Annotated in this window: 7 protein-coding genes; all 7 read right to left on the reverse strand. The window is 64.8% G+C overall.

The features are described 5' to 3' along the window. Positions 1-120, reverse strand: a 120-nt coding sequence (locus ACK4SG_RS12900; RefSeq protein ID WP_302073503.1) for a GTP-binding protein, incomplete at its 3' end; no start/stop codon positions are given. An 87-nt stretch (positions 121-207) separates the two neighbouring features. Beyond that, positions 208-2331 carry an elongation factor G gene (gene fusA, locus ACK4SG_RS12905; protein WP_409602362.1) on the reverse strand — a complete coding sequence of 708 codons (2124 nt, stop codon included), beginning with the start codon at positions 2329-2331 and terminating at the stop codon, positions 208-210. A gap of 134 nt (positions 2332-2465) precedes the next feature. Then, on the reverse strand, positions 2466-2933 hold the full coding sequence (gene rpsG, locus ACK4SG_RS12910) for a 30S ribosomal protein S7 (protein ID WP_409602364.1): 468 nt from the start codon (positions 2931-2933) through the stop codon (positions 2466-2468). A gap of 88 nt (positions 2934-3021) precedes the next feature. After that, on the reverse strand, positions 3022-3396 hold the full coding sequence (gene rpsL, locus ACK4SG_RS12915) for a 30S ribosomal protein S12 (protein WP_028840187.1): 375 nt from the start codon (positions 3394-3396) through the stop codon (positions 3022-3024). Positions 3397-3724: 328 nt separating this feature from the next. Further along, entirely contained in the window at positions 3725-7912 is a 4188-nt protein-coding gene (gene rpoC, locus ACK4SG_RS12920; RefSeq protein ID WP_409602367.1) for a DNA-directed RNA polymerase subunit beta', read from the reverse strand. A 71-nt stretch (positions 7913-7983) separates the two neighbouring features. Further along, positions 7984-12144 carry a DNA-directed RNA polymerase subunit beta gene (rpoB, locus tag ACK4SG_RS12925; RefSeq protein WP_409602369.1) on the reverse strand — a complete coding sequence of 1387 codons (4161 nt, stop codon included), beginning with the start codon at positions 12142-12144 and terminating at the stop codon, positions 7984-7986. A 230-nt stretch (positions 12145-12374) separates the two neighbouring features. Next, the coding region (gene rplL / locus ACK4SG_RS12930; RefSeq protein ID WP_409602371.1) for a 50S ribosomal protein L7/L12 at positions 12375-12740 on the reverse strand (366 nt) is incomplete at its 5' end.

Here is a 12740-nt window from a genome sequence, read left to right on the forward strand (position 1 = left end):
GAAACGTTCCGCGCCCACCTTCGTCAGCGCCGCCGTCAGCGTCGTCTTGCCGTGGTCCACGTGACCGATCGTGCCCACGTTCACGTGGGGCTTGGTGCGCTCGAACTTACCCTTAGCCATGTTGATAACTCCAGAGATTTTGGATTAGGAACCAATGCGCCGGACGGCAGGCACCGCACGCGCGGGCCGGTCGCCGGACGCCGGGGATCAGGCCTTCTTGATGACCGATTCTGCGATGTTGTTCGGCGCCTCTTCGTAGTGGTCGAATTCCATCGAGAAGGTCGCACGACCCTGCGTCATCGAACGCAGCGAAGTGGCGTAACCGAACATTTCGCCCAGCGGGATCATCGCGTTGATGATCTTGCCCGAGGGGCTGTCGTCCTGGCCCTGCAGCACGCCGCGGCGGCGGCTCACGTCGCCCATCACGTCGCCCAGGTAATCCTCCGGGCTGACGATCTCGACCTTCATGATCGGCTCCAGCAGGACCGGGTCGGCCTTGCGGAAACCCTCCTTGAACGCCATCGACGCGGCGAGCTTGAACGCCATTTCAGACGAGTCAACGTCATGGTACGAGCCGAACACCAGCTTCACCTTGACGCCCACCACCGGGTAGCCGGCCAGCGGGCCGCTGGTGATGGTTTCGCGAATGCCCTTCTCGACCGCCGGGATGAACTCCTTCGGGATCACACCGCCGGTGATCTCGTTGATGAACAGGAAATCGTTCTTGGCATCCGGGTTGGCCTTGTCTTCGGCGGTCATCGGCGACAGCTCGATCACCACGTGGCCGTACTGGCCCTTGCCGCCCGACTGCTTGGCGTGTTTGTAGTCGCTCTTGACGCCCGACTTGCGGATGGTCTCGCGGTACGCCACCTGCGGTTTGCCGACGTTGGCCTCCACGTTGAACTCGCGCTTCATGCGGTCAACGATGATGTCCAGGTGCAGCTCGCCCATGCCGGCGATGATGGTCTGGCCGGATTCCTCGTCGGTACGCACGCGGAAGGACGGGTCTTCCTGCGCCAGACGGCTCAGGGCGTTGCCCATCTTCTCCTGGTCGGACTTGGTCTTCGGCTCGACCGCCATGGAGATCACCGGCTCCGGGAAGCTCATGCGCTCCAGCACGATCGGTGCGTCGATGGCGCACAGCGTGTCGCCGGTCGTCACATCCTTCAGACCAACGGCGGCGGCGATATCGCCCGCCAACACTTCCTTGATCTCGTCGCGCTGGTTGGAGTGCATCTGCAGCAGACGGCCAATGCGCTCCTTCTTGCCCTTGACCGAGTTCAGCACCTGATCGCCGGCGCTGAGTGTGCCCGAATAGACACGGAAGAAGGTCAGCGAGCCCACGAACGGATCCGTCATGATCTTGAACGCCAGCGCCGAGAACGGCGCCTTGTCGTCCGACTTGCGGGTCAGCACCTTGGTCTCGTCGTCCACGTCCACGCCGCGCACATCCGGCACATCGACCGGCGACGGCAGCAGCTTGATGACGCCGTCCAGCATCGCCTGCACGCCCTTGTTCTTGAACGCGCTACCGCAGAACATCGGCACGATTTCGGTGCTCAGGGTGCGCTGGCGCAGGGCCGCAACGATCTCGTCCTCGCTCAGCTCTTCGCCACCGAGGTACTTGTCCATCAATTCTTCGTTGGCTTCGGCTGCAGCCTCGACCATGAAATTGCGCGCCTCTTCGGCCACCTCCATGAGGTCAGCCGGGATGTCGCGGTATTCGAAGTTCATGCCCTGCGAGGCGGCATCCCAGTGGATGGCCTTCATCTTCAACAGGTCAACCACGCCTTCGAAATTGTCTTCGGCGCCGATCGGCACCTGCATCGGCACCGGCACGGCACCCAGGCGGGACTTCAGCTGATCACGGACCTTGAAGAAGTTAGCGCCGGTGCGGTCCATCTTGTTGACGAACGCGATGCGCGGCACGTGGTACTTGTTGGCCTGGCGCCACACGGTCTCCGACTGCGGCTGCACGCCGCCCACGGCGCACAGCACGAACACCGCACCGTCCAGCACGCGCAACGAACGCTCCACTTCGATGGTGAAATCGACGTGCCCGGGGGTGTCGATGATGTTGAAGCGGTGCTCCGGGAAGGACTTGTCCATGCCCCTCCAGAACGCGGTGGTAGCAGCGGACTGGATCGTGATACCACGCTCCTGCTCCTGCTCCATCCAGTCCATGGTGGCCGCGCCATCATGCACTTCGCCGATCTTGTGGCTCTTGCCGGTGTAGAACAGGATGCGCTCGGACGTGGTGGTCTTGCCGGCATCGATGTGGGCCATGATGCCGAAGTTGCGGTAACGCTCGATGGGAGTGGTGCGGGCCACGGGAGCCTCTCAATGATTTCGGATTTCGGAATGACCGAAGGCCGCCTTGCGGCGGCTTCCGGGGTGTCGCGGCCCGTCCGGGGCCACGGCGCAGGGCGGCAGGTTTCGCCGCCAGCCCCGCGGAACCGCCGGGATTACCAGCGGTAGTGGGCGAACGCCTTGTTGGCGTCGGCCATGCGGTGGGTTTCTTCGCGCTTCTTGATCGCGCCACCACGGTTTTCGGAAGCGTCCATCAGCTCGCCGGCCAGCTTGCGCGGCATGGAGTTCTCGCCGCGCTTGCGGGCGGACTCGATCAGCCAGCGCATTGCCAGGGCCATGCGGCGCGAGGCGCGCACTTCGACCGGCACCTGGTAGGTGGCGCCACCGACGCGGCGGGACTTCACTTCGACCGACGGCGCGACGTTGCCCAGCGCCTTCTCGACCAGCTCAAGGGCGTTCGGGTTCTTCTCGCTGATCACGTCCATTGCGCCGTACACGATCTTCTCGGCCACCGACTTCTTGCCGCTCTGCATCACCATGTTGATGAAGCGGGCGATGGTTTCGCTTCCGTGCTTCGGGTCCGGCAGCACCGAACGCTGCGGGGTATTGCCTTTACGGGACATGTTGCTTCTCTCGTAGGGCGGGCGGCAGCCCACCGTTATTCTGCGTGGATGAACCTGTCACCCGGATGACACCGGGCCGGCCCGCCTCTTAGGACTTCGGACGCTTGGCGCCGTACTTCGAACGCGCCTGCTTGCGCTTGGCGACACCGGCGGCGTCCAGGGAGCCGCGCACGGTGTGGTAGCGCACGCCCGGCAGGTCCTTGACGCGGCCGCCGCGGATCAGCACCACGCTGTGCTCCTGCAGGTTGTGGCCTTCACCACCGATGTACGAGATGACCTCGTAGCCGTTGGTCAGGCGCACCTTGGCCACCTTGCGCAGGGCCGAGTTCGGCTTCTTCGGGGTGGTGGTGTACACACGGGTGCACACGCCGCGACGCTGCGGGCAGTTGGCCAGCGCGGGCGAAGTGCTCTTGTAGGTTTCCGGGCTGCGCGGCTTGCGCACCAGCTGGTTGATCGTTGCCATTTCAGGGCTCTATTGGCGGGCCTGGGGCCCATTCGGAGACAAAGCAGGCCGGATCCATACCGCAATCCAGCCAACCAAGACGAAAAGATACGGCCCGCGCTCGATCTTGCGACCAAACGCAGCCATATCCGAAAAACCACCCCGCCCGCAATGCGGGCAGCGGTGATTCATCTGCGATCCCGTCCGTCCTGGACCCAACACGAGGCGCTCCATGCGACCTCATTTGGTGATCTGGATGGCATACGCCATCGGAAAACCGGGCAAGCATACGCAATGCCCGGCAGGAAAGCAAGCCCGTCCCGACCTTCGCCGGGACGGGAGAACCGCATTACTCCGCAGGCTCGGCCTCGGCCGGCTCGCCGGCCAGGGTCGCCATCTCGGCCTCGGTGAGACCGGTGGCGTTCTTGCGCCGCTGGTTGTGGTAGGTCAGGCCGGTACCGGCAGGGATCAGGCGACCCACGATCACGTTCTCCTTCAGGCCGCGCAGGGTATCGCGGGTACCGCGCACCGCCGCCTCGGTGAGGACACGGGTGGTCTCCTGGAACGATGCCGAGGAGATGAACGACTCGGTCGCCAGCGACGCCTTGGTGATGCCCAGCAATACCGGCTCCACCTTGGCCGGGATCTCGCCCTTGCGCACCAGGCGGGCGTTCTCCTCGATGGCGCGCTGACGCTCGATCTGCTCGCCATTGAGGAACTTCGAATCGCCCTGGTCCACCACTTCGACCTTGCGCAGCATCTGGCGGATGATCACCTCGATGTGCTTGTCATTGATCTTCACGCCCTGCAGGCGGTAGACGTCCTGGATTTCCTTGACCAGATAGGCCGCCAGCTCCTCGACGCCCTTCAGGCGCAGGATGTCCTGCGGGCTGGGCTCGCCATCCACGATCGTCTCGCCCTTCTCGACGTGCTCGCCTTCGAACACGATGATCTGGCGGTACTTCGGGATCAGCTCCTCGTGCTCCTCGCCGTCCGGCCCCTTGATGATCAGGCGCTGCTTGCCCTTGGTGTCCTTGCCGAACGAGACCACGCCGGATTTCTCGGCCAGGATCGCCGGATCCTTCGGCTTGCGCGCCTCGAACAGGTCGGCCACGCGCGGCAGACCGCCGGTGATGTCGCGGGTCTTGGACGCTTCCTGCGGGATCTTGGCGACCACGTCGCCCACGCCCACGGCGGCGCCGTGTTGCAGGTTGACGATCGAGCGCGGCGGCAGCAGGTACTGCGCGGGCAGGTCGGTACCCGGGATCACCAGGTCCTTGCCGTCCTTGTCGACGATGCGCACCAGCGGACGCAGATCCTTGCCCTGGTTGCCGCGACGCTTCGGATCGGTGATCTCGCGCGAGGCAAGGCCGGTCAGCTCGTCCAGCTTCTCGATCACGGTCACGCCATCGACGAAGTCCACGAAGCGGATGAAACCTGCCACTTCAGAGACGATGGGGTGATTGTGCGGATCCCAGTTGGCGACGGTCTGGCCCGCCTTGACCGCACCACCATCCTGCACCTGCAGGGTGGCACCATACGGCAGCTTGTAGCGCTCGCGCTCGCGGCCGTGGTTGTCCAGCACCGAGAGTTCGCCCGAACGCGACACCGCGACCAGATGACCGTCGGCGTGCTTGACGAACTTCAGGTTGTTGAATTTCACCGAGCCGGTGGTCTTGACCGTGACGTTGTCGATGGCCGCGGCACGCGACGCCGCGCCACCGATGTGGAACGTCCGCATCGTGAGCTGGGTGCCAGGCTCGCCGATCGACTGTGCGGCCACCACACCTACCGCCTCGCCGTGGTTGACCAGATGACCACGGCCCAGGTCGCGGCCATAGCAGTGCGCGCACACGCCGAACGAGGACTCGCAGGTGATGGTGCTGCGGACCTTGATGACCTGCACACCGGCCTCTTCCAGCTTGGCAGCCCACTGCTCGTCGATCAGGGTGTTGCGGGTGATGAACGGATCCTCGTCGTTACCCGGCAGGAACACGTCCTCGGCCACGATGCGGCCCAACACGCGATCCTTCAGCGGTTCGACCACGTCGCCACCTTCCACGATCGGGGTCAGGGTCAGGCCGTTGAGCGTCCCGCAGTCGGTCTCGGTGATCACCACGTCCTGCGCCACGTCGACAAGGCGACGGGTCAGGTAACCGGAGTTCGCGGTCTTCAGCGCGGTATCCGCCAGGCCCTTGCGGGCACCGTGGGTCGAGATGAAGTACTGCTGGACGTTCAGGCCTTCGCGGAAGTTGGAGGTGATCGGCGTCTCGATGATCGAGCCGTCCGGCTTGGCCATCAGGCCGCGCATGCCGGCCAGCTGGCGGATCTGGGCCTGCGAACCACGCGCGCCCGAGTCGGCCATGATGTAGATCGAGTTCATCGACTTCTGGTCGATGATCTCGCCCTTGGCGTTGACCACTTTCTCGGTGCCGATGGTGTCCATCATCGCCTTGGCGACGCGCTCGTTGGTGCGCGACCAGATGTCCACCACCTTGTTGTAGCGCTCGCCGGCGGTGACCAGACCCGACTGGTACTGCTGCTGGATCTCCAGCACCTCGGCCTCGGCCTCGGCCAGGATCGCCTTCTTCTCGGCCGGGATGGTCATGTCGTCGATACCGATCGACACGCCGGCGCGGGTGGCATAGGCGAAGCCGGTGTACATCAGCTTGTCGGCGAACACCACCGTGTCCTTCAGGCCCAGCATGCGGTAGCAGCTGTTGATCAGGCGGCTGATGTTCTTCTTGGTCAGCTCGGTGTTGGCCAGCGCGAACGGCAGGCCCTCCGGCAGGATCTCGCGCAGCAGGGCACGACCGACCGTGGTATCCACGATCGAGGTCTGCTGGCTGCGGCTGCCGTCCTCGGCGACCACGGTCTCGGTGATGCGCACCTTGCACTTGGCGTGCAGCTCGACCACGCGGTTGTCGTAGGCGCGCTTCACTTCGGCGATGTTGGCGAATACCATGCCCTCGCCCGCCTTGTTCTCCAGCGCGCGGGTCATGTAGTACAGGCCCAGCACCACGTCCTGCGACGGCACGATGATCGGCTCGCCGTTGGCGGGCGAGAGGATGTTGTTGGAGGCCATCATCAGCGCGCGTGCTTCCAGCTGGGCTTCCAGCGACAGCGGCACGTGGACGGCCATCTGGTCACCGTCGAAGTCGGCGTTGAACGCGGTGCAGACCAGCGGGTGCAGCTGGATCGCCTTGCCTTCGATCAGCACCGGCTCGAACGCCTGGATGCCAAGGCGGTGCAGGGTCGGGGCGCGGTTCAACAGGACCGGATGCTCGCGGATGACCTCCTCGAGGATGTCCCACACCTCGGCTTCCTCGCGCTCGACCAGCTTCTTCGCCGCCTTGATGGTGGTGGCAAGGCCGCGGGCCTGCAGCTTGGCGAAGATGAACGGCTTGAAGAGCTCCAGCGCCATCTTCTTCGGCAGGCCGCACTGGTGCAGCTTGAGGTACGGGCCGACCACGATGACCGAACGGCCGGAGTAGTCGACGCGCTTGCCGAGCAGGTTCTGGCGGAAGCGGCCCTGCTTGCCCTTGATCATGTCGGCCAGCGACTTGAGCGGGCGCTTGTTGGTGCCGGTGATGGCACGGCCGCGGCGGCCGTTGTCCATCAGCGCGTCCACCGACTCCTGCAGCATGCGCTTCTCGTTGCGCACGATGATGTCGGGCGCGTTGAGCTCCAGCAGGCGGCGCAAGCGGTTGTTGCGGTTGATGACGCGGCGGTACAGGTCATTCAGGTCGGACGTGGCGAAGCGGCCACCGTCCAGCGGCACCAGCGGACGCAGGTCCGGCGGCAGCACCGGCAGGACGGTCATGACCATCCACTCCGGGCGGTTGCCGGATTCGATGAAAGCCTCGATCAGCTTGATCCGCTTGGTCAGTCGCTTGAGCTTGGTCTCGCTGCCGGTAGAGGCAATCTCCTCCTTCAGCTGCACCATTTCGCTCTGCAGGTCGATGGTGCGGAGCAACTCGTAGATCGCCTCTGCGCCCATCGCGGCGTCGAAGTCGTCGCCATGCTCCTGGCGCGCCTGCAGGAACTGCTCCTCGGTGAGCAGCTGGCCGCGTTCCATCGGGGTCAGGCCCGGCTCGGTCACCACGAACGCTTCGAAATACAGGATGCGTTCGATGTCGCGCAGGGTCATGTCCAGCATCAGGCCGATGCGCGACGGCAGCGACTTGAGGAACCAGATGTGGGCAACCGGCGAGGCCAGATCGATGTGGCCCATGCGCTCGCGGCGCACCTTGGCCAGGGTCACCTCGGTGCCGCACTTCTCACACACCACGCCACGGTGCTTCATGCGCTTGTACTTGCCGCACAGGCACTCGTAATCCTTGATGGGACCGAAGATGGCGGCGCAGAACAGGCCGTCGCGCTCCGGCTTGAAGGTGCGGTAGTTGATCGTCTCGGGCTTCTTCACCTCGCCGTACGACCACGAACGGATCAGGTCCGGGCTGGCCAACGCGATCTTGATCGAGTCGAAGTCGAGCGTCTGGCGCTGCTGGTTGAAGAGGTTCAGCAAATCTTTCATTGGGATTCTCCGGGTCGGGGGCAATGGGTCCTGCGGGGCGGCGCGGCATCAACGCCGCGCCGTCGCGAAACTCAGTGCTCCTCGAGTTCCATGTTGATGGCCAGACTGCGGATTTCCTTCACCAGCACGTTGAAGGATTCCGGCATGCCGGCGACCATCTCGTGCTCGCCATCGACGATGTTCTTGTACATCTGGTTGCGGCCCTGCACGTCGTCGGACTTCACCGTCAGCATTTCCTGCAGGGTGTAGGCCGCGCCGTAGGCTTCCAGCGCCCAGACTTCCATTTCGCCGAAACGCTGGCCGCCGAACTGCGCCTTGCCGCCCAGCGGCTGCTGGGTGACCAGCGAGTACGGGCCGGTGGAACGGGCGTGCATCTTGTCATCGACCAGGTGGTTCAGCTTGAGCATGTGCATGTAGCCCACCGTGGTCTTGCGATCGAATGCCTCGCCGGTGCGACCGTCGTACAGCTGCATCTGGCCGGACTCCGGCAGCTCCGCCAGCCGCAGCATCGCCTTGATCTCGGCCTCATTGGCGCCATCGAAGACCGGGGTAGCCATCGGCACGCCGTCGGTCAGGTTCTTCGCCATCGCCAGCAGTTCCTCGTCACTGAACTGCGACAGATCCACGCGCTCCATGTGGGTTCCACGGTCGTGGTTGTAGATCTCGTCGAGGAACTTGCGCAAATCGGCGATCTTGGCCTGCGCATCCAGCATGCGCTGGATCTTCTGGCCCAGCCCCTTGGCCGCCAGCCCCAGATGGACTTCCAGCACCTGGCCGATGTTCATTCGGCTCGGCACGCCCAGCGGGTTCAGCACGATATCGATGGTCTGGCCATCGGCCATGTAAGGCATGTCCTCGACCGGCACGATGTTGGACACCACGCCCTTGTTGCCGTGGCGGCCGGCCATCTTGTCGCCCGGCTGGATGCGGCGCTTCACCGCCAGGAACACCTTGACCATCTTGAGCACGCCCGGCGCGAGGTCATCGCCCTGGGTGATCTTGCTGCGCTTGTCGGCGAAGCGTCGCTCGAACTCCTCACGATGGGCCTCGAGCTGCCTGGCGGCACGCTCGATCGCATCGGCCGCGTCGTCATCCTTCATGCGCAGCTGCAGCCAGTCCGACCGCTTGATGCCGTCCAGCACCAGCGACGACACGGTGTCGCCCTTCTTCACGCCCGGGCCGCCGTTGGCCACCTTGCCGAGCAGCTGCTCGCGCAGGCGCGCATAGATCGCATTCTCGAGGATGCGGAACTGGTCGTCGAAGTCCTTCTTGACGCGGCGGATCTCGTTTTCCTCGATCTGGCGCGCGCGCTTGTCCTTCTCGATGCCGTCGCGGGTGAACACCTGCACGTCGATCACCACACCATCCATGCCCGGCGGCACGCGCAGCGAACTGTCCTTCACGTCCGACGCCTTCTCGCCGAAGATCGCCCGCAGCAGCTTCTCCTCCGGGGTCAGCTGGCTTTCGCCCTTCGGCGTGACCTTGCCGACCAGGATGTCACCGGCGCGCACCTCCGCACCGATGTAGACCACGCCGGATTCGTCGAGGCGGCTCAACGCCTGCTCGGAGACGTTCGGGATGTCGGCGGAGATCTCCTCCGGCCCCAACTTGGTGTCACGGGCCTGGACGGTCAACTCCTCGATGTGGATCGTGGTGTAGCGATCCTCCTCCACCACGCGCTCGCTGAGCAGGATGGAGTCCTCGAAGTTGTAGCCGTTCCAAGGCATGAACGCGATCAGCATGTTCTGGCCCAGCGCCAGCTCGCCGATGTCGGTGGACGGACCGTCGGCAAGCACATCGCCACGCGCCACCACATCGCCCACGCTCACCAGCGGACGCTGGTTGATGCAGGTGTTCTGGTTGGAACGGGTGTACTTGACCAGCGAATAGATATCGACGCCGGCATCCTGCTCGCCGGAGATCTCGCTCTCGTTGACCTTCACCACGATGCGGGCGGCGTCGATCTGCTCCACCACGCCGCCACGGCGGGCGTTGACGGTCACGCCGGAGTCGCGCGCCAGCGCGCGCTCGATGCCGGTACCCACCAGCGGCTTCTGGGCACGCAGGGTCGGCACGGCCTGGCGCTGCATGTTGGCGCCCATCAGCGCGCGATTGGCGTCGTCGTGCTCCAGGAACGGCACCAGCGCCGCCGCCACCGACACGGTCTGCATCGGCGAGACGTCCATGTAATGGATCTCGCTCGGCGGCTTCAGCAGGTTCTCGCCCTGGTAGCGGCACGCCACGAACTGCGCGGTGATGCGTCCCTTGTCATCACGCGGCGCATTAGCCTGGGCGATGACGTATTCGTTTTCTTCGATCGCCGACAGGTACTCGACCTCGTCCGTGACCACCCCGTCCACCACCTTGCGGTACGGCGTTTCCAGGAAACCGTACTTGTTGGTGCGGGCGAACACCGCAAGCGAATTGATCAGGCCGATGTTCGGGCCTTCCGGCGTCTCGATGGTGCAGACGCGGCCGTAGTGGGTCGGGTGCACGTCGCGGACTTCGAAGCCGGCGCGCTCGCGGGTCAGGCCGCCCGGGCCCAGCGCCGACACGCGGCGCTTGTGGGTGACCTCGGACAGCGGATTGTTCTGGTCCATGAACTGCGACAGCTGCGAGGAGCCGAAGAACTCCTTGATCGCGGCGGCGACGGGCTTCGCGTTGATCAGCTCCTGCGGGGTCAGGCCTTCGGACTCGGCCATCGACAGGCGCTCCTTGACCGCGCGCTCGACGCGGACCAGCCCCACGCGGAACACGTTCTCGGCCATCTCGCCGACCGAACGCACGCGACGGTTGCCCAGATGGTCGATGTCATCCACGGTGCCGCGGCCATTGCGGATTTCGCACAGCACGCGGATCACGTCGAGGATGTCGGAGCCGCCGCCCACTTCGTTGCGCAGGCGCACGGACTCCTCGTCCTTGCGGTCGGCGAAGTACTTGGCGTCGAACAGCACTGGGGCGCCGGTGACTTCCTTGCGGCCAAGGCGACGGTTGAACTTCATGCGTCCGACCGCGGAGAGGTCGTAGCGCTCGAAGGTGAAGAACAGGTTGTGGAACAGGTTCTGCGCCGCGTCCTTGGTCGGGGGCTCACCGGGACGCATCATCCGGTAGATCTCGACCAGCGCTTCCAGCTGGGTCTTGGTGCCGTCGATGCGCAGGGTGTTGGACAGGTACGGACCGCGGTCGAGGTCGTTCACCCAGATCGTGCCAACGCTGGCGATGCCGGCCTTGCGCAGCTTCTCCAGGATGTCGGCGCTGATCTCGTCGTTGGCGCTGGCCAGCAACTCGCCGGTGGCAGGATCGACGACGTCATGCGAGAGGATCCGGCCCAGGATGTAGTCGTCCGGAACCGCCAGCGCGGCAACCCCGGCAGCCTCGAGCTGCTTGACGTGGCGCGCGGTGATGCGCTTGCCGGCCTCGACAATGACCTTGTCGCCGTCGGCCAGGTCGAAGTCCAGAGTTTCGCCGCGCAGGCGCTCGGGCACCAGCTCCAGCTGCACGCCTTCCTGCTGGATGTGGAAGGTGTTGATGTCGAAGAATTCGTTGAGCATCTCCTCGTTGGAGTAGCCCAATGCGCGCAGCAGCACGCTGACCGGCAGCTTGCGGCGGCGGTCGATGCGGGTGTACAGCGCGTCCTTCGGGTCGAACTCGAAGTCCAGCCAGGAGCCGCGGTAGGGGATGACGCGCGCGGAGAACAGCAGCTTGCCCGAGCTGTGGGTCTTGCCGCGGTCGTGGTCGAAGAACACGCCAGGGCTGCGGTGCAGCTGGGAGACGATGACGCGTTCGGTACCGTTGACGATGAAGGTGCCGTTGTCGGTCATGAGCGGGATCTCGCCCATGTAGACCTCCTGCTCCTTCACGTACTTGATCGCCTTGGTGGACGACTCGCGGTCATAGATGACCAGGCGCACGGTGACGCGCAGCGGCGCGCCGTACGACAGCCCGCGGGTGCGGCACTCGCGCTCGTCAAAAGCGGGTTCGCCCAGCTTGTAGCTCACGTACTCCAGCGCGGCATTGCCGCTGTAGCTGCTGATCGGAAACACCGACTTCAGCGCGGCGTGCAGGCCCTTGTCCTCGCGTGCGGCAGGATCGACGTGCTCCTGCAGGAACTCGCGGTAGGAGTCCACCTGGATGGCGAGCAGGTAAGGCACCTCGAGGATCGAGCGGCGCTTGCCGAAGTCCTTGCGGATGCGCTTCTTTTCGGTGAACGAATACTGTTTGGCGGTGGTCATGGAGCGTGCGCCTCGTCATGTGCGGCCGCCGTGGCGGCCAACGGGGGAATGTCAAACTGGCAGTGGGAAGTCGCTGGTATTGCCGGCACCAGCACGCCCTCTCCCGCTACTTCCAACTGCCAACTCGGTACGTCTGCTACGGGTATCTCAACAACGGCCAAAGGCCGGGGGCTTTCGCCCCCAGCCTTTGGTGGTCGCCAGCATGTGCAGCCCGGCGACGCAACGAAGGATTACTTGATTTCGACGGTCGCGCCGGCGGCCTCGAGGTCCTTCTTCATCTTCTCGGCGTCTTCCTTCGACACGCCTTCCTTCACGGTGCCGCCGGCCTCGGTGAGGTCCTTGGCTTCCTTCAGGCCCAGGCCGGTGATGGCGCGGACGGCCTTGATCACTTCGACCTTCTTGTCGCCGGCGCTCTTCAGGATGACGTTGAACTCGGTCTGCTCTTCCACGGCGGCGACCGGACCGGCGGCGGCGACGGCCATCACCGGGGCGGCGGCGGAGACGCCGAACTTCTCTTCGATGGCCTTCACCAGCTCCATCACTTCCATCAGCGACTTGGCGGCGATGGCGTCGACGATCTGCTCGTTGGTCAGGGA

The sequence above is a fragment of the Thermomonas sp. genome, assembly GCF_046293095.1.
Classification (GTDB): Bacteria; Pseudomonadota; Gammaproteobacteria; order Xanthomonadales; family Xanthomonadaceae; genus Thermomonas.

Bases quoted from the DNA above. Each gene is read 5' to 3' on its own strand.
- rpsG (WP_409602364.1), bottom strand. From the start codon at position 2,933: ATGTCCCGTAAAGGCAATACCCCGCAGCGTTCGGTGCTGCCGGACCCG.
- rpsL (WP_028840187.1), bottom strand. From the start codon at position 3,396: ATGGCAACGATCAACCAGCTGGTGCGCAAGCCGCGCAGCCCGGAAACC.
- rpoC (WP_409602367.1), bottom strand. From the start codon at position 7,912: ATGAAAGATTTGCTGAACCTCTTCAACCAGCAGCGCCAGACGCTCGAC.
- rpoB (WP_409602369.1), bottom strand. From the start codon at position 12,144: ATGACCACCGCCAAACAGTATTCGTTCACCGAAAAGAAGCGCATCCGC.